The sequence below is a fragment of the Kitasatospora sp. NBC_00458 genome (assembly GCF_036013975.1).
Classification (GTDB): Bacteria; Actinomycetota; Actinomycetes; order Streptomycetales; family Streptomycetaceae; genus Kitasatospora.
The window spans coordinates 175,018-198,846 of sequence record NZ_CP107904.1 but is presented as its reverse complement, the minus strand read 5'-3'; the positions used below and the strand labels follow the sequence as shown (position 1 = coordinate 198,846).

General features: G+C 72.8%; 20 protein-coding genes and 1 pseudogene. 2 read left to right on the top strand and 19 right to left on the bottom strand.

The window, feature by feature from the left end; translation table 11 throughout:
• Positions 1–243: 243 nt before the first annotated feature.
• Positions 244–1,584, top strand: a complete 1,341-nt coding sequence (locus tag OG550_RS00905; protein WP_327673423.1) for a YhgE/Pip domain-containing protein — start codon at positions 244–246, stop codon at positions 1,582–1,584.
• Between the two features lie 88 nt (positions 1,585–1,672).
• Here OG550_RS00905 and OG550_RS00900 read toward each other — a convergent pair whose 3' ends face one another.
• The 5 genes from OG550_RS00900 to OG550_RS00880 form a co-directional block, all read right to left on the bottom strand.
• A complete protein-coding gene (locus tag OG550_RS00900; protein ID WP_327673421.1) occupies positions 1,673–3,139 on the bottom strand; it encodes a M1 family metallopeptidase in 1,467 nt (488 codons plus the stop codon).
• A 52-nt stretch (positions 3,140–3,191) separates the two neighbouring features.
• A complete protein-coding gene (locus OG550_RS00895) occupies positions 3,192–7,352 on the bottom strand; it encodes a Pls/PosA family non-ribosomal peptide synthetase (RefSeq protein WP_327673419.1) in 4,161 nt (1,386 codons plus the stop codon).
• 370 nt (positions 7,353–7,722) lie between these two features.
• Positions 7,723–8,589: an NmrA family NAD(P)-binding protein gene (locus tag OG550_RS00890; protein ID WP_327673417.1), complete on the bottom strand. Its 867-nt coding sequence runs from the start codon at positions 8,587–8,589 to the stop codon at positions 7,723–7,725.
• Positions 8,590–8,770: 181 nt separating this feature from the next.
• Positions 8,771–9,238 carry a hypothetical protein gene (locus OG550_RS00885; RefSeq protein ID WP_327673415.1) on the bottom strand — a complete coding sequence of 156 codons (468 nt, stop codon included), beginning with the start codon at positions 9,236–9,238 and terminating at the stop codon, positions 8,771–8,773.
• A gap of 247 nt (positions 9,239–9,485) precedes the next feature.
• Positions 9,486–10,007 carry a MarR family winged helix-turn-helix transcriptional regulator gene (locus tag OG550_RS00880; RefSeq protein WP_327673413.1) on the bottom strand — a complete coding sequence of 174 codons (522 nt, stop codon included), beginning with the start codon at positions 10,005–10,007 and terminating at the stop codon, positions 9,486–9,488.
• 450 nt (positions 10,008–10,457) lie between these two features.
• Here OG550_RS00880 and OG550_RS00875 point away from each other — a divergent pair, with 450 nt between their 5' ends.
• Positions 10,458–12,092 (top strand): FAD-binding oxidoreductase, encoded by a 1,635-nt coding sequence (locus tag OG550_RS00875; protein ID WP_327673411.1) that lies wholly within the window; start codon positions 10,458–10,460, stop codon positions 12,090–12,092.
• A 971-nt stretch (positions 12,093–13,063) separates the two neighbouring features.
• Here the strand turns inward: OG550_RS00875 and OG550_RS00870 are convergent.
• The 14 genes and pseudogenes from OG550_RS00870 to queC form a co-directional block, all read right to left on the bottom strand.
• Positions 13,064–13,366: pseudogene (locus OG550_RS00870) on the bottom strand (ABC transporter permease); the annotation flags it as partial.
• Positions 13,367–13,449: 83 nt separating this feature from the next.
• Positions 13,450–14,046 (bottom strand): GTP cyclohydrolase I, encoded by a 597-nt coding sequence (gene folE / locus OG550_RS00865; RefSeq protein ID WP_327673409.1) that lies wholly within the window; start codon positions 14,044–14,046, stop codon positions 13,450–13,452.
• Positions 14,047–14,098: 52 nt separating this feature from the next.
• Complete coding sequence (locus OG550_RS00860) at positions 14,099–14,719, bottom strand: PIG-L deacetylase family protein (RefSeq protein WP_327673407.1); 621 nt, start codon at positions 14,717–14,719, stop codon at positions 14,099–14,101.
• Positions 14,713–15,576 carry a 5'-3' exonuclease gene (locus tag OG550_RS00855; protein ID WP_327673405.1) on the bottom strand — a complete coding sequence of 288 codons (864 nt, stop codon included), beginning with the start codon at positions 15,574–15,576 and terminating at the stop codon, positions 14,713–14,715. Before OG550_RS00855 ends, OG550_RS00860 begins: the two co-directional genes overlap by 7 nt.
• Positions 15,576–16,709 carry a glycosyltransferase family 4 protein gene (locus tag OG550_RS00850; protein ID WP_327673403.1) on the bottom strand — a complete coding sequence of 378 codons (1,134 nt, stop codon included), beginning with the start codon at positions 16,707–16,709 and terminating at the stop codon, positions 15,576–15,578. The genes OG550_RS00855 and OG550_RS00850 overlap by 1 nt, the downstream gene beginning before the upstream one ends.
• Positions 16,706–17,263: a phosphoribosyltransferase gene (locus OG550_RS00845; protein WP_327673401.1), complete on the bottom strand. Its 558-nt coding sequence runs from the start codon at positions 17,261–17,263 to the stop codon at positions 16,706–16,708. The genes OG550_RS00850 and OG550_RS00845 overlap by 4 nt, the downstream gene beginning before the upstream one ends.
• On the bottom strand, positions 17,260–18,207 hold the full coding sequence (locus tag OG550_RS00840; protein WP_327673400.1) for a radical SAM protein: 948 nt from the start codon (positions 18,205–18,207) through the stop codon (positions 17,260–17,262). Before OG550_RS00840 ends, OG550_RS00845 begins: the two co-directional genes overlap by 4 nt.
• Complete coding sequence (locus OG550_RS00835; protein WP_327673398.1) at positions 18,204–19,244, bottom strand: glycosyltransferase; 1,041 nt, start codon at positions 19,242–19,244, stop codon at positions 18,204–18,206. The genes OG550_RS00840 and OG550_RS00835 overlap by 4 nt, the downstream gene beginning before the upstream one ends.
• Positions 19,241–19,684, bottom strand: coding sequence for a hypothetical protein (locus OG550_RS00830; protein ID WP_327673396.1), 444 nt, complete (start codon positions 19,682–19,684; stop codon positions 19,241–19,243). The genes OG550_RS00835 and OG550_RS00830 overlap by 4 nt, the downstream gene beginning before the upstream one ends.
• Positions 19,681–20,244, bottom strand: coding sequence for a formylglycine-generating enzyme family protein (locus OG550_RS00825; RefSeq protein WP_327673394.1), 564 nt, complete (start codon positions 20,242–20,244; stop codon positions 19,681–19,683). Before OG550_RS00825 ends, OG550_RS00830 begins: the two co-directional genes overlap by 4 nt.
• 11 nt (positions 20,245–20,255) lie before the next feature.
• Entirely contained in the window at positions 20,256–21,209 is a 954-nt protein-coding gene (locus tag OG550_RS00820; protein ID WP_327673392.1) for an RNA-directed DNA polymerase, read from the bottom strand.
• Positions 21,199–21,912: a 7-carboxy-7-deazaguanine synthase QueE gene (locus OG550_RS00815; protein WP_327673390.1), complete on the bottom strand. Its 714-nt coding sequence runs from the start codon at positions 21,910–21,912 to the stop codon at positions 21,199–21,201. Before OG550_RS00815 ends, OG550_RS00820 begins: the two co-directional genes overlap by 11 nt.
• Positions 21,909–22,310 carry a 6-pyruvoyl trahydropterin synthase family protein gene (locus tag OG550_RS00810; protein WP_327673388.1) on the bottom strand — a complete coding sequence of 134 codons (402 nt, stop codon included), beginning with the start codon at positions 22,308–22,310 and terminating at the stop codon, positions 21,909–21,911. The genes OG550_RS00815 and OG550_RS00810 overlap by 4 nt, the downstream gene beginning before the upstream one ends.
• Complete coding sequence (gene queC / locus OG550_RS00805) at positions 22,307–23,014, bottom strand: 7-cyano-7-deazaguanine synthase QueC (protein ID WP_327673386.1); 708 nt, start codon at positions 23,012–23,014, stop codon at positions 22,307–22,309. Before queC ends, OG550_RS00810 begins: the two co-directional genes overlap by 4 nt.
• Positions 23,015–23,829 lie beyond the last annotated feature (815 nt).

Sequence of the window (23,829 nt, the reverse complement as noted above, 5' to 3'; positions counted from 1 at the left end):
CCCGCGTCCGCCCTCGGTCCGGGGTCGCCGGTCCGCCGCCCGGCCCGCACGCACCGGCGGCTCCGGCCCGTGCGTGCGGAGGCCCGGCCCGCGCCCGGCCCGCCGCCCGGCCCGCGCCCGTGGGCGGCTCCGGCCCGTGCGTGCGGAGGCCCGGCGGGCGGGTGACCCCGGCGGCGTGGCGGCGTGCGTCCGCACAGCCCCGCTCCTAGTGTCGGCCGGGCCGCCGACCCCGTACGGAGACCCATGTCCGACGCCCCCGAGCCGAACCTCCCCGAGCCGCCGACACCGGATCCGGCGACGGGACGCGCACCGGCCCCCACGACGGGCGTCCGCGCCCGGCAGGTGCTGCGCAACCCCCGGCTCTGGGTGATCCCCGCCGTCCTGGTCGGCCTGCTCAGCCTGCTGATGTCACTGCTCTACCTCGGCGGCATCCTCGACCCGCGCGCCGACCTCCACCACATCCCGATCGGGCTGGTCGACACCGACCGCGGCGCCACCGTCGCCGGACAGCCGCAGAACCTCGGCGAACAGATCGTCACCGGCATCGCCACCGCCCCCGACCAGGGGGACGCGGTCTCCTGGCGCCGGCTCGACGAGGCCGCGGCCAAGGACCAGCTGGCCTCCGGCAAGCTCTACGGCGTCCTCCAGGTGCCGCCCGACTTCACCGCGTCCGTCGCGGCGCTCGGCGGCAGCGGCGGCGCCGAACCCGCGCGCCCCACCATCGTCCAGTACACCAACCCGGGCGTCGGGAGCCTCGGCTCCTCGCTCGCGGCGCAGATCGGCCAGCAGGCCGCCCACCAGGCGTCACTGCGGCTCGGCGGCATGCTCGGCGCGCTGCCGCAGGCCCGGGGCCTGGACAACGCGGCCCGGCTGCTGATCGCCGACCCGGTCACCGTCACGACCGCCGTCGGCCACCCGATCGGCAGCCGCAGCGGGCTCGGCCTCACCGCGTTCTACTACACGCTGCTGCTCGTCCTGGCGGGCTTCATGGGCGCCAACATCATCGGCAACGGCGTCGACGTCGCCCTCGGCTACGCCGACAACGAGATCGGCCCCTGGCGCGCCCGCCACCCGGTCGTCCCGATCAGCCGCACCGGCACGCTGGCGGTCAAGTCCGCGATGTCGGTGGGACTGTCGCTGCTGACCTCCTCGCTGATCATGTTCGCGAGCGTGGTGGTCCTCGACATGGACGCCTCCCACCTGCCGCTGCTCTGGGTGTTCTCGGTCTGCGCGACCGCGGCCGTCGGGCTCGGGGTGCAGGCCATCAACGCGGCCTTCGGCGGGATCGGCCTGCTCATCAGCATGTTCGTGTTCATCGTGCTGGGCCTGCCGTCCTCCGGAGCCACCATCCCGCTCGACGCGCTGCCGTCGTTCTACCGGTTCCTCGCCCTGTTCGAGCCGATGCGCCAGCTCACCGACGGGGTGCGCGCCATCCTGTTCTTCGACGCGCAGGCGGACGCCGGCCTGACCAGGGCGTGGGTCTGGATCGGGATCGGCACGGTCGCGGCGCTGCTCTTCGGCTTCGCGATGACCCGCTACTACGACCGCAAGGGCCTGCACCGCACCGTGCCCGAGCTCGCCTGAGCCCGGGCTCGCCTGAGCCCGGGCACGGTGCGGCGTACAGGGTGGCGGTCGGCCCCGGCGGCCCCGGCGGACCGGCCGGGGCCGCCGGTCAGGCCGGCGGGGACCAGGCGGGGACGGGCGCACCGGGCGAGCCCGGCGGCAGCGGGGGCAGCTCCGTCCGCCGCAGCCAGGCCTCGAACAACCCGTCCAGCGGCGCCTGCGTGTACCGGGCGGCGTGCGTCAGGAAGTCGGCGGTGGTGACCACCCCGTGCCGGTTGAAGGCCGCCCAGTCGCGCAGCATCCGGAAGAACGCGGCGTCCCCGAGCGCCTGCCGCAGGGCGTGCACGGTCAGCCCGCCGCGCTGGTACAGCCGATCGTCGAACATCAGCTTCCGGCCCGGGTCGCCGAGCCGGAGGTCCTGCGGCAGCCCGGTCAGCAGGCGGTGGGCGGCGGCGGCCCGGGCGGCGGCGGTCGGCCCGCCCGCGCGCTCCGACCAGAGCCACTCCGCGTACTTGGCCAGCCCCTCGTTCAGCCAGATGTGGCTCCAGTCGCCCACCGACAGGCTGTTCCCGAACCACTGGTGGGCCAGCTCGTGGGCGATCAGCCGCTCCCGGTCCCAGCCGCCCCCGAGGTGGTTGGTGCCGAAGGTGGCCACACCCTGCGCCTCGACCGGGACGTCCAGCTCCTCGTCGGCCACCACCACCGCGTACTCGCCGAACGGGTAGGGGCCGAACACCTCCTCGAAGTACGCCATCATCGCCGGCTGCCGCCCGAAGTCGGCGGCGAAGGCGCCGGTCAGCCGCTCCGGCACGAAACCGGTCTGCGGCACGTCCGGACGCTCGGCCAGCACCACCGGCCGGTACTGGCCGATCGAGACCGTCACCAGGTAGGTCGAGGTCGGCGCGGACTGCTCGTACACCCAGGTGGTGCTGGACGCCCGGGTGGTCCGGGTCAGCAGCCGGCCGCCCACCACCACCGTGTAGGGCGACGGCGTGGTGACCGCTATCTGGTACGTCGCCTTGTCGGCCGGCCGGTCGTTGCACGGGTACCAGGACGGCGCCCCGACCGGCTGGCTGGCCACCAGCGCGCCGTCGGTCAGCTCCTCCCAGCCCAGGCCGCCCCACGGGCTGCGCACCGGCCGCGGGTTGCCGGTGTAGTGCACCTCGACGGTGAACGCCGCACCCGCCGCCAGCGCCTTCGCCGGGCGGACCCGCAGCTTGCCCGCCCGGTGGGTGTACCGGGCGGCCCTGCCGTCCACCAGCACCCGGCCGATCCGGAACTCCGCCAGGTCCAGCGCGAACTCGGGCAGCGCGGTCACGGCGACCGCGCTCAGCCGGGCCGTGCCGCCGAGCCGGTTCGGGCCGGGCCGGTAGTCGAGCGCCAGCTCGTAGCGGTGGACGCGGTACCGGTGGTCCCCGCTGTTCGGGAAGTACGGGTCCGGTGCGGCGACCGGGGCCGCCGCCGGGGGCCGGTCCCCGACCGGGGCACCGGCACCGGTCGGGGACGCGGCCGGGGCCGGGGTCGGGGACTGCTGGGACGGCTGGGACTGCTGGGACTGCGCCGGACGGGATTTCACCGGGTCGTACGCTCCTGCGACAGGGGGAGGGGGACGGCGGGTGAGGCGGTGGTCAGGACGTGGCCTGCCACACCTCGATGGGGTTGCCGAGCCACCGCGTGTCCGCGGGGACCGACTCGGCGCGCATCACCAGCGAGGCCGGGCCCAGCGTGCTGCGCGCGCCCACCGAGCTGCCGGGCAGCACGATGCCGCCGGGCCCCAGGGTGGAGCCCTCGCCGAGTACGACAGTATCCATCCGCATGATCCGGTCGTGGAAGAGGTGGGTCTGCACGACGCAGCCCCGGTTGACCGACACCCCGTCGCCCAGCGTGACCAGGTCGGCCTCCGGCAGCCAGTAGCTCTCGCACCAGACCCCGCGCCCGACGTCCGCACCCAGCGCCCGCAGCCAGACGTTCAGCACGGGGGTGCCCGGCACCGCGCCGATCAGCCACGGCACCGCCAGCACCTCGACGAAGGTGTCCGCCAGCTCGTTGCGCCACACGAAGCCGCTCCACAGCGGGTGCTCCACCGCCCGGAACCGCCCCACCAGCAGCCACTTCGCCGCCACCGCGACCAGGCAGGCCACCCCGCCCGCGGCGAGCAGCAGCAGGCCGGACAGCAGCGCCGCCGCCCACGGCGACCGGTCGACCGCGAGCCAGGAGAGCGCGGCCAGCATCAGCGCGCCGAGCGCCCCCGAGGCCAGCACCGGCAGCAGCCGGCCCACCTCGACCAGCCCGCGCGCCCAGAGCAGCCGCACCGGCGGCTCGTAGGTGAGGCTCTGGTCGGCCTTGTCCGCCGCCCGGGGCAGCCGCATCGGCGGCATGCCCAGGTACGAGCTGCCCTTCTTCGCCTTCTCCGGCGTCGCCGACAGCACGCCCACCAGACCCCGCTTCGGCACCGAACGGCCCGGCGCGGTCATCCCCGAGTTGCCCAGGAACGCCCGGTCGCCCACCTTCGCCTCGCCGAGCCGCACCCAGCCGCCGCCCAGCTCGTACGGCGCGATCAGGGTGTCGTCGGCCAGGAACGCGCCGTCGCCGACCGTGGTCAGGCTCGGCAGCGCCAGCACCGTCGACACCTCCGCGCCGCGCCCGACCCGCATGCCGAGCGCCCGCAGCCAGAGCGGCGTCACCAGGCCCGCGTACAGCGGGAAGAGGATCTCGCGCGCCTGGTCCATCAGCTGCGTCACCGACCACGCCTGCCAGCCGACCCGGCCGTGCAGCGGGTGCACCCCGGGCACCAGGCCGATCGAGAGCAGCCGCACCGCCGCGACCAGCTGGGCCGCGTACACCACGCCGTACGCCAGGGTGGCGGGCAGCAGGCCCAGCAGGGCGCCGCCGAGCGCCCCGCCCAGACCGTCCGCGGGGTCCACGAACCGGGACAGCACCGCCACGCCCGCGAGCGCCGGCAGCAGCGGCAGCAGACCGAGGGCCGTGCCGCTCGCCCCGTACAGCGCGGACCAGCGGGCCCGGCGCACCGGACGCTCCTTCGGCCAGGACCGCTCGGCCCGGCCCAGCTTGACGGCGGGCGCGCCGCCCCAGCGCTGGCCGGTCGGGATCTGGCCGGTGACGCTCGACCCGGGCACCACCTGGGCCTGCTTGCCGATCCGGGCGCCGGGCAGCAGGGTCGAACGGGTGCCGACCACGGCGCCCGGGCCGACCTTGACCTGCCCGACCACGAGCCGGTCGCCGTCCAGCCAGTAGCCGCACAGGTCGACCTCGGCCTCCACCGCGCACCCCCGGCCCAGCTTGAGCATGCCGGTCACCGGCGGCAGCGAGTGCAGGTCCACCTCCGGACCCACCTTGGCGCCGAGCGCCCGCGCGTACCGCACCAGCCACGCCCCGGAGAGCGACGCCGCGCCGCTCACCTCGGCGAGCCGCTCGGCCGCCCAGACCCGCAGGTGCACGGAGCCGCCGCGCGGGTAGCTGCCCGGCCGCAGGCCGCGCAGCAGCAGCCGGGCGCCGCCGGCCGCGACCGCGAGCCGGCCGGGCGGGCTGAACAGCGCCAGCGCGCCCGCCCCGACCGCCCACCAGGAGGCGGTCGGCGCCCAGGCGTAGCCGTCCAGGTGCGACAGCAGGTTGCCGAGCGCCAGCAGGGCGACCGTCCAGCGCAGCCCCACCACCGTGAACAGCGGGACCAGCAGGAGCAGCTGCAGCAGCTTCGCACGGGTCGGGACCGGCTCGACCGTCCGGACCTCGTTGCTCTCCGCCGCCGAGCGCTCCAGGTGCCGGGCGAGCTTGCGCAGCGTCGGGTGCTGGTAGATGTCCAGCACCGCGGCGCTCGGGTAGCGGGCCCGCAGCAGGGTGGTGAGCCGGGCGGCGGCCAGACTGCCCCCGCCGATCGCGAAGAAGTCCTCCCGGGGGCCGCTCACCGGCACCCCGAGGATCTCGGTCCACTGCTCGGCCAGCCAGGCCTCGGTGCCGTACAGCTGCTCGGTCGGACCGGTGGACTCCAGTTCGGGCAGCGGCCACGGCAGGGCGTTCCGGTCGACCTTGCCGGAGGTCCGGGTGGGCAGCGTGTCGACCGGCGCGAGCAGCGGGACCAGCGCCGCCGGCAGCTCGGCACGGAGCCGCTCCACGGCGAGCTCGCGGTCCCAGCCCTCCCCGGTCACCAGGTAGCCGACCAGCAGCTGGTTGCCGCCGCGCGCGGTGCGGACCGCGGCCGCCGCGCCCGCCACGCCCGGCAGGGCCTGCAGCGCGGCGTCGACCTCGCCCAGCTCGATCCGGCGGCCGCCGAGCTTGATCTGCTCGTCGGCACGGCCGAGGAAGAGCAGGCCCTCGGGATCGGCCTGGACCAGGTCACCGCTGCGGTAGGCGCGCTCCCAGCCGAGCGACGGCAGCGGCGCGTACTTCTCGGCGTCCTTCTCCGGGTCGAGGTAGCGGGCCAGCCCGACGCCGCCGATCACCAGCTGGCCGGTGCCGCCCGGCGCGACCGGCTCGCCGGCCTCGTCGACCACGACCAGGTCCCAGCCGTCCAGCGGCAGGCCGATCCGGACCGGCCCCTCGCCGGTGAGCAGCGCCGCGCAGGCGACCACGGTCGCCTCGGTCGGGCCGTAGGTGTTCCAGACCTCGCGGCCCTCGGTCACCACGCGCTGCACCAGCTCGGGCGGGCAGGCCTCGCCGCCGAAGATCAGCAGCCGGACCTCGTTCAGCGCCTCGGCGGGCCAGAGCGCGGCCAGCGTCGGCACGGTCGAGACCACGGTGATCTCCTGCTCGGCGAGCCAGGGGCCGAGGTCGGCGCCGCTGCGCACCTGGGAGCGGGGGACGGGCACCAGGCAGGCGCCGTAGCGCCAGGCGAGCCACATCTCCTCGCAGGAGGCGTCGAAGGCGACCGAGAGGCCGGCCATCACGCGGTCACCGGGGCCGATCGGCTCGTCCTGGAGGAAGAGCGCGGCCTCGGCGTCCACGAAGGCGGCGGCGTTGCGGTGGGTGACGGCGACGCCCTTGGGACGGCCGGTGGAGCCGGAGGTGAAGATGATCCAGGCGTCGTCGGCCGGGGAGGGGCGGCTCTCGGTGGCGGAGTCGGTGGCCGCGGGGCCGGTGGTCGCGGAGCCGGTCGCTGCGGAGCCGGTGGTCGTGGCGCCGGCGGTCGTCGAGCCGGCGGTCAGGGCGAGTGCACGGTCGGCGCCGAGCACGGCGGCGACGGCGGCCTCCTCGAAGACCAGCTGGGCGCGCTCGTCCGGGTCCTCGGCGTCCACCGGGACGTAGGCGGCGCCGGCGGCGAGGACGGCGAGGATCGAGACGTAGAGGTCGTTGGTGCCGGAGGGCACCCGGATGCCGACCCGGGCGCCCGGGCCGATACCGGCCGCGGACAGGCGGCGGCGGAGCTGCTCGACCTCGGCGGCGAGCGCCCGGTAGCTGAGCACGGTGCGGCCGTCGTCGAGGGCGGGCTCGGCCGGGTGGGTGCGGACGCTGGCGTCGAGGATGTCGACCAGGGTGCGCGGGGCGGTCGCCGGGCGGCCCGGGTAGCGGGCCTGCTTGGAGGCGGCCTCGGTGGCGTCGGCGGGGTTGGCGGCGTCGGCGGTCTCGGCGGGGTCGGTGGCGTCCGGGGCGCCGGAGGTGTCCGGCGCGACTGCCGCGGTTGCCGCGCTTGCCGGTACCGGCGTCGGCACCGGTGCCGGTGCCGTTCGGGTGGTGCCCGTGTGATCGACGGCCGCGTGCTCGGTGGCCGTGGGGCCGGTGGCTGCGAGATCCGTCTCGGCCCGGTCCGCTTCCGTCTGGTTCGGTTCAGCTGTCATGGAAGCCGTGCGCTCCTTGTCCTTGCCCCGTCCCGACCGATGCCCGGCCCTTGGGGGCGGTGGGAGCACTCGCCTGACCGGGTGACCCCACTCCGGGGCCGGAGCGGACAACCCGACCGATGCTAGCCCCGTGTGATGAACGGTGAACCGACCGACACTCCGCCCAACTGGCGTTCAAATGGCCAAATCTGACTATCCGTCAGTCAATAACTATCCTCTCGTGGGATCGATGTGACGGACTGTCAGTCGTTTTGACGGTCCGTCAGATGAGAATTCCGACAGTGACTCACGCCACATCGGATTGATCGATTCCGGGGCGGTGGCCCCGCCGAAACGGCGTCGGCGGGGCCACCGGGGCTTCCCGAAGGGCTCAGCGGAAGCAGTGGAGGTACTCCCGGAGGAACGACTCCAGGGTACGCGGAGCGCGCCCGGTCAGTCGGGTGGCGGCGTCGTCCGGTGCTTCCGGCCGCTCCACCGCGAGCTGCTGGATCTCGACCACGTGGGACGCGAGCCAGTCCGGCATCCCGGCCCGGCCGACCAGGTGGGCCTGCAGCTCGGCCGGGGCCAGGTCGAGGTAGCGCACCGGGCGACCGAGCAGCGAGCCCAGCAGATCGGCGAGCTCCGGGTAGCTGTACGCCCGCCCGCCGGTCAGGGGGTAGACGCCGCCGGCGGCGTCCGGGTTGGTGAGGACGGTGGCCGCCACGTCACCGATGTCCCGGCAGTCGACGTAGTTGCAGCGGGCGGAACCCATCGCCCCGTGGATCAGCCCGGCGGCCGCGATGCCGGGGGAGAGCAGCAGCAGCTTCTGCATGAAGGCGTACGGGCGCAGCACGGTGACCGTGGCGGCGGACTTCCGCAGGTGCTCCTCGATCCGGTGGTGGCCGCGGGATATGGCGACGGGCGAGTTCGGCTCGGCGGCCGGGGCGGAGACCTTCACGACGTGCTCCACGCCGCTCCACAGGGCGAGGTCGGCGGCGCGCAGCTCGTACTCGACCTGCCGCGGCCCGTTCTCCATGGTGAGGAACAGCTGGCTGGCGCCCTCGAACGCGACGTGCAGCGACCGCGGGTCACCGGCGTCGGCGGCCACCGCCTCGACCAGCGGGCGGGTGCGGTCGTCGAGCCCGGCCAGCAGGCGGGCCGGGTCGCGGCTGAGGGCGCGGACGGGGACGCCCAGGCCGGTCAGGCTGCGGAGGGTGGCTCCACCGGTGGCGCCGGTCGCTCCCATGATGACGATCATCTCTGGCTTCCTTCGTTCTGTGGACGTGTTCGCGGGCGGGGTGCGCGGGGTGCGCGGGGTGCGCGGGGGATGCGGGGTGCGCGGGATAGGCGGGGTGTGCTGGTCCGCGGGTGTGTGCGGAGGGTGTGCGGCGGCCCGGCCTGGCGGGGCGGGGGTGCCCGCGGGAGCGGGAGGGCGGCGCTCACCGTGCCCGGTGGCGGCGCGGGCGGGTGCTGCGCCAGCGCCAGGTGATCATGGTCGCGGCGATGGCGGCGGAGACCGGCAGGTCGAGCTGGAGCCGGGCCGGCCACGGGCTGTCGGCCAGGGCCGGTATCCGGGGGAGCCAGTGGGCACCCGACCAGCCGAGGGCGAAGCCGACCGCGGCGGCGCAGAGGCCGAAGCCCAGCGCGATGAGGACGCGTGGCGCATGGGCCATCCACGATCCGGCCGGTCGCTTGCGCAGGCGGGCGCCGACCAGGGCGGCCACGACGGCCGAGGTGCCGGCGATCGTGGTCGCGGCGGCGATCAGCAGCTGGCGCTGCCCGGTGGCCAGGCCGCCGGCGCCGGCCATGACGGCCGGCATCGCGTAGGCGACCAGGACCTCGCGCCAGAGGACGAACGGCTGATGGGTGCCGTCGGGGTCGGGTGCCGTGTTCTGCCTGCTGGGCATGGGAACTCCCTGTGCATCTGATTAGCTGGCTAAGTATTAGTGATTAGGAAACTAACTACATGGGTGTGACGTGGTCGGTGCACCCTCGTGCGGGGCCTCGGCGGCGCGCGGCGGGTGTGATCGGTCGGCGGATGTCCGGGTGCCTGGGTGTCCGGGTGTCCGGAGGTCGGCGTGCGTCGGTGGTCGGTGCGGCGGTGCCGGGGTGGCCGCCGGTGGTCCGGCGGGGGTCGCGGCGGTCGGCCCGTGGTCAGTCGGCGGTCAGGGCGTCCATGCCTTCGACCAGCCTGGCGAGCAGGTCGAGGAAGACCGTGCGCTCCTCGACCGAGAGGCCGTCGACCATGGCCTGCATGCGTGCGTAGTGCTCCGGCGCCATGTCGCGCAGGCGTTCCGCCCCGCGGGTGGTCAGGACGACGACGTTCCCCCGGCCGTCCTCGGTGGACGGTCGGCGGGCGACCAGGCCGCCCCGTTCGAGGCCGTCGACGAGGCCGGTGACGGTCGCCCGGGAGACCCCGAGCGAGGCCGCCAGCTGCGAGGGTGACTTCTCGCCGCCGTGGTCCTCCAGGTCGGCCAGCAGTCGGTACCTCCCGGTGGAGAGGCCGAACCGCGCGAAGTGCGCCTCGCCGGCCTGCCCGAGTCGGGCTCCGGCGGCCATCAGGCGGGCGGCGACCATGACGGCCTGCGGGTCGGCCGTCAGGCCGTACCGGGAGAGCTGTCGGCGGGCCTGGTCGAGCGTGGGTGCGCTGCTGTCGGCCTGGGAGCGTTGGACCATGAAAGTAATATGGCGCCTAACTAGGGGGTGGGTCAAGTCGGTCGGCCGGGTCGGTTGATCATGCCGGTCATCCCGTTGGCCGGCGCGTTGGCTGTCGCACCGGGTCGTCCGCCGGTGCCGAGCGGTCCTGTCGTGCCGGACGGGGCCCGTCGTCGGGCCTCCCGCCCTCCGCAGGCGCCCTTTCCTCTTCTCCTTCCCCTCTCTCCCCTCCTCTCCCCCCTCTCCCCTCCTCCATCCATCCGGTTCGCGGCCTTCGGGATCCGGAGGCGTGTGTCGGGAGAGCATGCGACGGCGCGGACGATTCACCGAGGAGCGGTGGCGGATCCGCACGTCCTGAGGGGGTCGATGCGCCGTCTAAAGTCACACTAATTCGTACAGGATTCACATCGTCAAACCCCTGTGCTAGCTTGCCGATGCCAGATCGTCGCAGCCGGGGAAATGAGGCCGGAAATGAGCAGCGGATTCTCCCGACGGGGTTTTCTCGGCGGTACCGGAATGGCCGCCGCGGGCGTCTCCGCCGCCTCGCTGGGTCTGGCCGCCGGTACCGCCGGAGGGGCCGCGGCGGAGCCGGCCGGGCCGGCCGAGGGGCGGAGCGTCTTTCCCCGCGACCCACGCTACGAGACGCTCAGTCAGGGCTTCAACCAGCGCTGGCGGAGCAAGCCGGCCTACATCCGACTGGTCGGCGACGAAGCCGACGCGGTGGCCGGACTGAGCAGGGCGCTGGACGGCGGGCTGCGGCCGACGGTCCGCGGCGGCGGCCACTGCTACGAGGGGTTCGTCGACAACGACAAGGGCGTGATCCTCGACCTCAGCACCCTGCGCGGCGTCGGCGAGGGCACCGACAAGTTCGGGGCGGCCACCTACTGCGTCGAAGGGGGCGCCACCAACTGGGACGTCTACACCACCCTGTTCCGCGCGCACGACGTCACGATCCCGGCGGGCTCCTGCTACTCGGTGGGAGCCGGCGGCCACATCTGCGGCGGCGGGTACGGGCTGCTCTCCCGGCGCCACGGGCTGACGGTCGACCACCTGGTCCAGGTCGACGTGGTCACCGTGCGGGGCGGCCGCGTCGAGGTGACGAGGGCCCACCGGGCGGACCGGGAGGGCTCGCCGGAACGCGAGCTGTTCTGGGCGCACACCGGGGGCGGCGGCGGGAACTTCGGCGTCGTCCTGCGCTACCACTTCGCCCACGCCCTGCCGAAGCCGCCGCCGCGGGTCTGGCTGAGCAGCGTCGCCTGGCCGTGGGCCGAACTGCTCAAGCGCCCCGAGGACTTCCGGATCCTGCTGGAGAACTTCGGCGCCTTCCTCGCCGAGCACAGCGGCCGGCAGGAGTCGGTCTACCGAGGACTGTTCACCATCCTCCACCTCACCCACCACACGAACGGGAACATCGTCCTGTTCAGCCAGTGGGACGAGGACGATCCGGCGCCGTTGGACGCATTCCTCGCCCGGGTCGAGGCCGGGATGAGGACCAGGTCGACCGTCCAGACCTGGAGTGCCGGAGGGCTCTACCTGCCCTACCCCGACAAGCGGCGCCAGATGCCCTGGCTCCAGGCGACCATGACGGTCAACGGCTCCGGGGCCAACCAGCGGGGAAAGTACAAGTCCGCCTATCACCGGCGGCCCTTCCGCCCGGCCCAGATCGAGACCTACTGGAAGTGGCTGACCAAGGACGTCCACGGGATCGACCTCACGCAGACCCTGGTGCAGATCGACTCCTACGGCTGCGAGGTGAACGACCGCGGGCCCACCGAGACCGCCGTGCCCCAGCGCGACTCGGTCATGAAGCTCCAGTACCAGACCTACTGGACCGACCCGGCCCAGGACGCCGGTCACCTGGAGTACCTCCGCGGCCTGTACCAGGAGACCTACCAGGCGACCGGAGGCATCCCCGAGGTGGGCACCGACACCGACGGCGCCTACGTCAACTACCCCGACGTCGACCTGGGAGTGGCCGGCGACGACCGGCCCGCCTACCAGCGCCTCTACTACAAGCAGAACTACAGCCGCCTGCAGAAGGCCAAGAAGCTCTGGGACGACAAGAACGTCTTCCACCACGCCCAGTCCATCACCCTGCCGTCCTGACCGCGCACGCAGGGGCACGTCAAGCATCCGGTAAAGGGATGATACCGGGACGAATGGGGGGAAAGTGAAGAGGTCGTTTTGCTGTGCTGCCCTGGGCGCAGCAGGGCGGTCGAACTTGCCCGCCGGGCGGCCGCGGCTCCTCCGGGGCCGGGGTGAGCTCAGGTATCCGCGTATTCGCGAGGGTGTACTCGGATAGATGCTGACCTTTTGCTGACCTGAGCTGACGAGAAGTCAGGTGTGATCGGCATGAAGCGACAGCCGCTCACGCACCCTTGAGGGCGGCGGTTGACCCCTCTGCCGCCTCCGCTGGCCCGCGCGAGATTCTGGCGGGCGGACCTCGGCTCCAGTCGTCGGTCGGTGGGTGCAGGTGTCCAGAGCGGCGATATTCGAGGGTTGGCCCGCGGAGCTGCTGAGTGTCGATGCCCGGACCCGGCTCTCGGCGGCTGGTGAAGGAAACTCGGCCGCCGACCGAGTCGCTCCTCAACGTCAGTATTCGCCGAACCGGAGAGGCGTTCAGCGGTTCGGCTCCTTGCGGGCCCAGGGCGGGCGGGACTCTTTGAGCACCGTTGCAGCGACGGCGAGCGCGTCCTCCAGTCGGTCGCGAACGGCTGCGGGCAGGGTGGCGGAGTCCAGTGCACAGGTGGCGAGAGCCCGTTTGAGGTCCTCGGCTCGGCCGGGGGCGAGGTGACGGCGGGTGTGGGGATGGGCGAGGACCGAGCCGTTCGGGTTGTGCCCCTGGCTGGGTTTAACAGGGCTTGGTCGGATCGATGCTGACCTCTTGCTGACTTCCTGGCAGCCGATCAGTCAATTGGTCTGGACCTCATGGCGTCTTGCCGTAGCGCGGCGACAGTGTGGTCCGGGTAGTCGGCAGGGCCGGCAGGTCGAGCACGCCGAGGGCGGCGCACGCCGATGCGGTGTCGGGGTGCGCCGCCTTGGAGCGATGCGGGGCTGCGGGGCGGCAGCCCCGGCGCTCATTTCGGGTCGTGGTCGAACTGTGCCGTCGACCAGTGGTATCCGAGCGTGGTGAGGGTGACGCACCAGGCGATCGCGATCCATCCGCTGTTGCCGGTCCCGGTGCCGAGCTGCAGTCCGCGCAGGGTTTCGATCGCCGGGGTGAACGGCTGGTACTCGGCGATCGGCTGGAACCAGCCCGGCATCGTGTCGGCTGGGATGAAGGCGCTGGAGATGAGTGGGAGGAGGATCAGCAGCTGGGCACTGTTGGCGGCCGCTTCGGCGTTGGGGCTGGCCATGCCGATGCCGACCGCGAGCCAGGTGAACGTCCGGGGCCACCCGGGAACGGAGTCCGCGCCAGGCGAGGGCTGGCCGCGTAAGACCTCGCCTGATCCGACCGAGGCGGCTATGCGCGAACGGGCAGCGCGAGGCGTTCGATCCGGGCGGCCAGGTCGGGATCGCTCTCGGTGCGGCCGAGCCGACACATGGTGGTGGTGCGGACCGCGGTGGCCTTGACGCCGCGCATGCTCATGCACAGGTGCTCACCGACGGTGAAGACGGCGATGTCGTCGGATCCGACCGCTTTGGCGAGGCCGTGGGCGACGTCGCGGGTGATGCGTTCCTGGAGTTGGAGGGCGTGGGTGCGGGCCTCCAGGTGTCGGACCAGCTTGGACAGGCCGAGCACGACGGTGTCCGGTACGTAGGCGATGGACACGTCGAGGCGGAAGGGGAGCAGGTGGTGCTCGCAGACGCTCCACGCCTCGATGCCGCTCAGCAGGACGAAGTCGCCGTACTGGCCTTCCTGGGCGAAGGTGGTGGTGAGCCTGCCGGGATCGTGGTCGAGGAACTCGCCCCACCAGTCGGCGAACCGGCGGGGCGTGTCCTTGAGGCCGTCGCGGTGGGGGTCTTCGCCGAGGGCGAGCAGCAGTTGGTGGGTCAGCTCTTCGACGCGGGGGCGGTCGACGGGCCGGCGGCGCTGGGCGTGCATGGGTATGGACGTCATGGTCATCCCTTGGGGGTGAGTTGACGGTGGGTGGGCCGCGAGGTGCGGCGATTCAGAGGTGGGCGGCGCCGGGTAGGCAGCCGAGGATCGGGACGGCGGTGAACGCCTCCGCGTACCGGGCACCGATCCGGGCGCCCCAGAGCCGGCCGAGGGTCTCGGCCATGGGACCGAAGTGCTGCTCGATCGGCTGGCTCGCGTGCTCGCGCAGGGCGGCCATCTTGGTGTCGAAGGTCGCCGTGGCATCCACGATCACGTCGGCGCGCACCGGTCCGTCGAGGGTGAGCGAGTTGTAGGTGTCACAGCTGTAGAGGCGGTTCGGTCGGCCGGTGGTGATCCGGGGCTCGGGGACGGCCGCGAGCACGGTGGTGGCGATGGCCCGGTGTTCGGGGTGGACGTCGTTGAGCGGGTGGGTGATGACGATCTCGGGGCGTGTCTCCAGCAGCAGTTGCTGCAGCAGGACGTGATCGAGCTGGGGGAGCTGATACAGGGCAGCGCCGAGGACTGCGGCGCCCCTGCGGGCCTCGGCGTCGCGGGTGTCGTCGCGGTGTGGGACGGCGATGGTGACGGGGGAGTACCTGGCGTGGAGCGCGAGGGTGGCGCCGGCCCACAGTTCGGCGTCGTCGGGGTGTGCGAAGACGGCCAGGACCGAGCCCGGCACCGAACCCGTCACCACAGCCCCAACTTCTCGACGACATCGGCGGGCTTCGGCAGCTGGGGGCTCGCCAGGCCGCTGAGGGCGACGGGCACGGCCATATCGCGGCGCACCGTGATCATCGCCTCCCAACGGAGCACGTCGGCCCAGGCGGTGGTGATCGCCGCGCCCTTGGCGCCGGTCAGTCGCCCGGACCCGGGCAGGTCGCGCAGCTGCATGCCGTCGCGCAGCAGGGTGGCGGCGACCTTCGGTCCGATGCCCCGCACGCCGGGGATGTTGTCGGACTTGTCGCCGGTCAAGGCGCGAAAGGCCGGCCACTGGGCGGGAGTGACGCCGAACCGGGCGACGACCTCGGTGGCGGTGATGATCCGCTGGGAGGACTTCCGGGATCGGTTGAGGACGCGCACGTGCCTGTCGAGGAGCTGGTAGTAGTCCATGTCCCGCGACATGATCAGTACGGGACGCGAGGCAGCGGCCCGGGTGGCGAGGGTGGCGATGACGTCGTCGGCTTCGGCATCGTCCACCTCGATCCACCGGATCCCGTGCGCGTCCAGCCCCTCCTTGACCGGGGCGAGGAACTGCAGCGGCTTGAGCGCCTCGGGCGTCGCCTCCCGGTTCGCCTTGTACTCCTGGTCGGTGGCCGCGCGCTCGGCGGAGCCGTGCTCGCCGTCGAAGACGACCAGGACCTCGGGCTCCGCGACGTCGACGTCGTCACGGATCGCCGCGCGCAGCAGGGCGAAGAACGCGAACAGCCCGGTCAACTCGCGGGTCTTGTCGCGGGAGAAGATCGGCGCGGGGAAGCCGAAGGTGCCGGCCCACAGAAGGTTGAATCCGTCGACGAGCAGCAACGGAGCAGGGGCTGTTGTGGCTTCGGGCATCACGACACCGCTTCCAGGAAGAAGTCAGCGATTCGGCGGGGCTCGAACGCGGCCGCTCGCCGATACACGGTCTGTGTAGTCGCGGCGTACAGTATGTCATCTTCCAAAAGGGTTTGCGCCGCCTTGTGGAGGGCGGTGGGCCCCTCGCCGTGGTCGACGAGCAGGTGGTCGCCGTGGCCCGTCGGGCCGATCAGGGCCGGTAGGTTGCCGACACGGTAGGCGATGACCGGAGTGCCGACGCTCATCGCCTCCAACGCGACCAGGCCGAAGGTCTCCTTGCGGCTGGGGACGATCACGACGGCTGCTCCGGCGAGCCAGGGCAGCACCTCGTCCCAGGCCAGTGCTCCGCGCAGGTGGACGCCCGGCGTGCGGGCCGCCGCCTCGCGGCAGCGGTCGAGGAGCTCGGACTGCGAGCCCTCGCCGGTCTCAAACCCGGCTTCGGCGAGGGCCACCTCGACAGGCCGGTCCCAGTCGGCGGCAGCCTCCAGCAGGTCGAGCACACCCTTCTCCGGCCCGAGCCGCGCGAGCACACGCACCGGACCGCTGCGGCGCAGCTGCTCACGGCGGGACGGCGGCGGTAGAGCCACCGAGGCATCGGCCAGGAGCGCGTTGGGCACGACACGGATGTTTCGCGGACCCCAGTCCACCAGCTCGTCGCGGACGACCGCGGAGGGCACGAGGACGCGGGTGGCGCGGGCGAGCGCCGGACGGGCGTCGAGGGTGTGCGGCTTGACGTGCGCGGCGAGCGCCCGGCGGACGTGGCCGGGGATGTCGCCGCACAGGCGGCCGAGCCCCCACAGCGCGTCGGTGAACAGGACGGTGTCGATGCGGTGTTCGGTGATCAGGTCCCGGATCTGACGGGTCAACGCGGTGTCCTGGTGGACGACCGCGCGCCGTAGCACGGCGTCGTCGCACGGGAATTGGACACCGTCGAGCCGCAGACGTGCGATCGCGACGCCGGGAAGGCCTGGGTGACCGGGCTGAGGCGCCGCGGTCGCGATGACCGGGCGGTGGCCGTTCCGCGCGAGGCCGACGGCCAAGGCGGCCGTCGCGCGCTCTATCCCGGCCGGGGCGTCGGGGGTCCAGGAGACGAGGACCAGCAGGACGCCGCGGGAGGAGGCGTGGGCGATCATCGGGCGCTCACCTGTCGCAAGGGCGGGAGCGGCTGGGTCGAGCCATGGTGCGGCCTCTCCCAGGGGAAGACGACCCAGTCGTTGACGGTCCAGGCCCACCGGTCCGGCGGTTGCGTGCAGCCCCGGTTGCGGAACAGCGCCGCAGACATGATCGCGGCATCGTCGTCGAGTCGCCCGTTCAGCGCCTCGGAGACGGCGGAGAACGTCGCCCCGGTGCCGGCGATGTCGTCGACGAGGAGCACCGTTCCGACGAAGCACTCGGGAAGGCTGCTGTCTACCACCACCTCGACGTTGCTGGTGGCCTGCTGCCACGGGGTGTCGCCCTTGTTGTGCTTGGCGGTGACGAAGTGCAAGGGCACCCTGAGGTAGTCGGCCATGAGACGGGCCGGTTCGATCCCGCCCGAGGCGATGCCGATCACGCAGGAGACGTCCGGGGCGGTCCCGACGACGGACTCGGCGATGAGCCGGGCCGCGTCGAAGCACTGGTAGCGCGTGGGCGCGAACGGGACGTGCTGGGCGAAGACCCGCCTCGCGGCGTAGTGGCTGTCGGTCATGAGGCGCTCCCGGGGGTGGGCAGGCGCAGGTCCGCCGGGCCGGTGACGGGGATGAACGCGGAGATGCCGGTGGCGCCCCGGGTGTTGCGCCAGGCGTAGCCGTCGGCGCGCAGGACGGTGAAGCCGCCGGCGCTGGTGCGGGTGCGCAGCCGGACCCGGACGCCGTCGGGGGCGGTGAGTGGTGTGACGGTGTCCTGGGCCTGTTCGTCGGTGAGCATCTGCTCGGCGGCGAGTGCGGCGCCGGAGCCGATGGGGAGCATCTGGAGAAAGGTCACCCCGCCGGCGCCGAGGTGGGCGGCGAGTTCCAGCAGCTCCTGGGCCTCGTGCTTGTTGGACTGCATGAGGACCATCTGCAGCTGGACGAACAGGCCCTCGGCCGCGGCGGCGTGGATGCCCTCGACGGCCCGGCGGTAGCTGTCCTGGCCGCGCCAGGTGTCGTGGGTGGCTTCGGTGGCGCCGTCGAGGGAGACGCGGATCGCGTCGAAAGCGCCGGCGACCTCCTCGGCGCGGCGGGCGAGGTGCCAGCCGTTGGTGGTGCAGCTGACGACGCTGGTGCCCTGGCGGCGGATCGCCCGGGCGAGGTCGGGCAGGTCGCGCAGCAGAAGGGGCTCGCCACCGGAGATGTCGACGCCCAGAACACCCGAGGCGGCGATGTGCGCGGCCAGGGCGAGCCGCTCGTCCGCGGTGGACTCGCGCACGCTCTTGTCGTCGAGGCATTGGGGGCAGTCCAGGTTGCAGCGCACGATCGGGGACCAGCACATGCTCAACGGGTATTCGAGGACGAGGGCGGCGGGGTCGGCCTGGGGCCAGGCGGCGACCTGTTGGTCGTCGAGGGCGACACAGCCGGTGGGGAGGGACTGGGGCGGAAGGTGGTTGGTACCGACCGCCGGGTCGTGCACGACGGTGGTGCTGCCGAACATGGCGGCGGCGAACGTACGGATCATCGGGTGATCACCTCGGCGTGGGTCAGGTGCTTGTCAGTGGTGGCGGTGAAGGTGCGACCGCGCCCGCTGGGTGCGGGCAGGGCCAGAAGGCGGCGGTAGTGGGCGAGGGTGCTGGGCCAGCCGGCGAGCTTGGTCTGCCACTGGGCGGCGGCGTCCGGGGGATCCAGGTGGTAGCCGACGGCCTGGCGAAGCGGGATGACGAGGCAGCCGGCGGCGATCAGGGCCGCGCCGAGGTGGGTGTCCTCCATTCCCCAGCCCAGTGCCCCGAACTCCTCGTCGAAGCCGCCGACGTCCAGCAGCAGCTCGCGCGGGACGGTGAGCAGCGCGGTGACGGCCATCCTGGGCAGGTCCCAGTCGTAGTAGGACCGCCCGTACCCGAGGTTCTGGAAGTCGTCGGTGGCGTCGAGCGGGCGTCCGTCCAGATGGTCGGTGAGCGTGATGCCCGAGTACGGCAGGACCTTGCCCACCGGGGGCGTCCAGGTGACGCGGTGGTCGGCCGTGAGGAGCGGCGGCCCGTCGGGCAGCAGCGGCCCGCCGCAGGGCGATGCCTGGTAGGGGACGTTGTGCCGGAACCCGGTCAGCACGGTGTCAGCCGCGGCGCGGGCGGCGACGTCGGCGAACACGTGGGAGGGCAGCACCATGTCCGCGTCGACGAACAGGACGGTCGGGGCCTGGGCGAGGTGGGCACCGACGTTGCGGGCTGCGGCTGAGCCGCGTCGGTCGGCCAGGCGCACCACCGTGGTAGCCGCCGGGTGCCGTCGGGCGATGTCGAACGTCGCGTCCGTGGAGGCGTCGTCGACCAGGATCACCTCCACGTCGGCCGCGTGCTGCTGGGCGGTGATCGAATCCAGCACCGTCGGCAGAGCGAAGGCGGTGTCGCGGGCGGGGATCACAACCGACAGAGCCTGGCCGGCACTGGCGCCGGCGGGGGTGGGCTGGTGCCAGCCCAGGCCGGTGCGCTCGGTGAATCCCGTCGTGAAGTACCGGTGGGCGTTGGCCTGGGTCTTGAGCGTGTCCGCGAGGCTGGTGTGCGTCACGGCCACCTCCATTCGTCGAGCACGGCGGCGGCCTGGGGCCAGCCGCGAGGGTCGGGGATCCAGTGCAGAACCGGCCGTTCCGGCAGGGCCAGGAGGTCGGTGAGCAGGACCAGGTAGTCGGGTTCGAGGATCAGCAGCACCCGTCGCGGAACGCCGGCGGCGGCGAAGTCGCGCCGCAGCTGGGTGTTCACGATCGGGTGCAGTCCTTCGACGCGGTTCGAGTCGAGACGTTGGTCGTACGAGGCGAGCAGGTCGTCCGCCCCGACCAGGCCGTAGGCCGCGGACAGGAAGCGGATCCGGCTGCGGGCGTACGGGTGGTCGGCGAAGCGGGCCCTCAGCTGCGGGGCGATGCCCCCGGCGTACCGCTCCAGGGCGGGCAGGAGGCCTGTCTCCGGTGTCTTGCGGCGCGAGCAGCCCGCGATCACGAGGTCTCCGATCACGCCGGCCTCACCACCCGGAACCCGATGCCCGACGAGGAGAATTCCGCCGGCGCGGCGTTCAGGAACGTGCACCTGGCGTACAGCGGCAGGGAGTTGTAGGAGCCCCCGCGGATGACGAACCCGCCGCCGATCGTCTTCGATGCGGTCCACTCCCAGCAGTTGCCCGCCATGTCCCACAGCCCGGTCGGCGTCCGCCCGCCCGGGTGGGAGTCGACAGGGGTCAGCCGCCCGCAGACGTCGCGCAGATTCGCCCGGCTCTCGTCCGGTTCTTCGTCGCCCCATGGGTACGGACGGCGCTCGGGCCCGGAGGCCGCCCACTCCCACTCCTTCGACAGCGGCAGCCGGCCGCCCAGGTCGGCCGCGATCCGGGCCGCCTGCACCTGGGCCAACCCGACCAGCGGCCGGTGGTCGGGGCCGAGACCGAGCTGAGCGGGCGTGACCGGGGTCGCCGTCCACTCCAGGTGGACCACTCGCAACGCCCGCTGCCGGTCGCCGAACAGGCACACACCTCCCGGCACCGGCACCCATGCGAGTGCGTGCCCGGCCGGGTTCGTCGTCATCGCTTCCCCGCTCATCCGGCGATCAGGAAAAGGTCTTCGGCGTTCACGCCGGCCCAGATCTTCGACTTCGTGAGGTTCGGCCGAAGACCGCAGCGCGCCAACGCCCTGGTGACGGCCTCGATCGCCTCGGCGGCCTGCTCGGCGCCGCCGCAGAAGAGACAGTAGTTGTCCGCGAACCGCACCGTGCGGTACTCCGCGAGGCGAGCGTCGGCACGCGACAGACGCAGGTTGATCAGCAGGGGCGCGAGGGCAGTGCCCGGGACCAGCGGATACGGCAAGGCCTCCAGCACCCGCTCGAACAAGCGCAGGAACGGGCCGTCGGCCACGTGCTCGGCCAGCCAATCGGTGACCTCGGTCGCGCTCGACCCCTCCGACACCCTCCGCACGTCCACGTCCGCCACCCACCGGTACCCCTCGCGCAGGTGCCGCTCGGAGTCACACAGCGCGGTGATCCGGTTCCGCCCGGCCCGGTAGCCCGAAACCCAGTCGGCGAACGCCCGCTGTTCCAGCACCGGCTCGATCGCGTTCCGCATCGCCCGCTGGACGATGCGGTCGCTCACCGTCGGGATCACCGATCGGAGCTCCTTGCCGGTGTAGGTGGTGATCCCCACCTCGCGCAGCGGACCGGGCATCCAGGAGCCCGTCCGCAACTGCTCGGCCAGGGACTCCAGTCGGCCGTCCATGCCCTGCCGGAACTCCGCCCAGCTCATCCCATCGGCACCCGGCGCGCCGGCCCGGCGCATGCACGCCCGTGCGGCGGCCTTGAGATGACGGGGCTCGACGAGGAAAGGCATCAGCGAATGGGCGCGCGGCGGGAGGGAGTTGGCTATAGTGGGTCGTGCCTGGACGGCATGCAGGATCCCGCTCCCCTCCACACCGATTGCTTGGCCGCTACCCAACACGCGCGGCCTCGGGGAGCCGGAACGACCGCGCCGTCCAGGCTTCTTGCTCTCCTCACCGGCCATGCTCGTCCTCCCAGAGCAGCGTGTGCAGCCGCGGGGTGAGGTTCCAGCCCCGCTCCAGGACCTCGTCGGCCATTTCCCGCATCTCGCCGAGGACCGCTTCGCTACTCGTGCCCTCCGGCATGATCCAGACCTCGGGGAGCGAGAACGTCTCCACCAGGGAGGCGACCTCGTCGAGCTGGGCGGCCTCGCGGACGACGAACTTGAACCGGGCCCTGCCGCACGCGGCGAACGCCGACAGCGCTGCCGGGACGATCGGACGGTCCCCGGGCGCGGCGAAGGCCTCCAGCTTCGGCGACACGTTGAACGCCGCGACCGACTCCACCAGCTCCGGCTGCGGCACGACGGTGCCGTTCGTCTCCACCTCCACGCGGCGTCCGGACAGGAGCTGGACCAGGTCGACGAGCTGGGACTGCTGGAGCAGCGGCTCACCACCGGTGACCACCACCAGCCTGGGCGTACGGGCCATCACCCACGCCGCCAGGTCCTCGACGCTGTGCCGCGTGGCCACCTCGCGGGGGTCGAACCGGGACCAGTCCCAGGTCTCGGGGGTGTCGCATCCAGGGCAGTGCAGGTTGCACCGCGACAGCCGGACGAACAACGACTGCTGCCCGGTGCTCGGGCCTTCCCCCTGGAACGTCGGACCGAAGCACTCCGCCACCAGCAGGCCCTTCCCGGCACCGGCATCGCCTCCCAACAGGCTCACCGCTCCTCCAGGACGAACTCGGCCCAACTGCTCTGCGTCTCCGACACCCGCACCGACACCAGTCGACCCGGCAACGACGACTCCACGTGCTTCGCGAACCAGCCGGCCAGCCAGGCGGCGAGGTTCTCCGACGTCGGCGTGACCGGCAGGACCTCGTTCAGCACCCGGTGGTCAAGGGTGCTGTCGATCATCTGTTTCACCGGGGCGAGATCCCCGAAGTCCGTGACGAACCCGGGCGGCACCAGTCGGTCCGCGGTGAGGACGAACTCCACGGCGTAGGAGTGGCCGTGCATCCGCGCGCACTGGTGGCCCGCAGGCAGGCCGGGCAGGAAGTGGGCCGCCTCGAACCGGAACGACTTCCCGATCCGGTGCCGGCCGGAGACGCTGGTCCCGTTCATCGCTCCGCCCCGGTGGCGGCGGCGTACCCGGTCGGGTCCTCGACCTCGGCGAGCAAGAACGCCTCGATCCGCTCGGTGCATGTCCCGCACGTGCCGCAGTGCAGCTCGCCGCCGCGGTAGCAGGACCAGGTGTCCGCGAACGGCACACCGACCTGCCGGCCGACCGCGACGATGTCGGCCTTCGTCTGGTCGATGAACGGCGCCAGCAGCCGGAAGTCCTCGGGGATCAACCCCTCGTTGCCGACCCGGGCCGTCTCGGCGAACAGGTCGAAGAACTCGGTACGGCAGTCCGGGTAGACGGCGTGGTCGCCGGCGTGGGCACCGAACGCCACCGCGTCCGCCTCGGCGGCGACCGCTGCGGCCACGGCGATCGAGAGCATGATCGCGTTCCGGTTCGGCACCACGGTGCTGCGCATGCTCTCGGCGGTGTAGTGGCCGTCGGGCACCGCGATCGCCGGGTCCGTGAGCGCCGAGCCCGACAGCAGTCGGCCGAGCCCGCTCAGGTCCACGACCTCGTGGCGCGCGCCGAGGCAGGCGGCGCTCCGCCGCGCGAACTCCAGCTCCTTTCGGTGACGCTGTCCGTAGTAGAAGGAGAGCAGCGTGAGCCTGCTGCCGCTGGCGGCCAGCCAGTAGGCGACGGTGGTGCTGTCCAGCCCACCGGAAGCGATCACCACCGCGTGCCGCGGGGGAGTGAAGTCAGTCATCTCCATACGTCTTTCTCGTAGTCCTCCGAGTCGGAGGCGGAGTGAGTCCGGTCGCTATGCGTCCGTGGCTGGCCCGGCAAACGGGCCGGCAACACACGGACGGACTTGTACCGGTGTGGATGCGAGCACCTCGCCCCGGATGACTCGGGGCGGAGCCGCCGTCGGACGGGTGGGGCAGAGGAGCCGAGCGACTGCGGACGCGAAGCACGCACGGCGCACGTGCAGCAGCCGGACGGCTGGAGCGCCCCTGCGGAGTCTGTCGGTGGCTCTCAGGGACTCCTCGCAGCGAGCGAGAGCCTCTTCGGCGATTCCGATGTCGGCCGAAGGGGCGAGGGTGATGCGGATCTTGCTGCAGGTGCCGGCCAGCGCCCCGGGGCCGACGTCGTCGAGAGGGTCGGAGCCGGTCCACCACGTGAGTTCCCCGGCGATGTAGACCAGGGCCCGCACGTACGAGAATCGGGGAAGGCCGTCGAGCGTCGTCGGGACCGGCCATCTCGTTGCCGAAGTAGGGATGGTCGTTCTCATGTCCGGTGGCGGCGTGGCCAGGCTTCTCCGACGTCAGGCGCGGATCGGGCGGGGTCCGGCCCGCGTGCGACGCCTTGGTGGTCCGGCTCCTGATGGACGAGCACACCCAGGAGGGTGATCACGAGGACGTGGCCCATCAGCCAGAGCGTCCACATGAGCGTCTCCACCGAATCACCGGCCTCAGGGTTCTGGGCGCCCCCGCCGGTCGGCGGTCGGTGAGAGTCCGGGGTCGGCACGGGGGCGGCACGGGGGCGAGCCGGGCGGGGAAGCAGGTGCGGGATTTGCCGGGG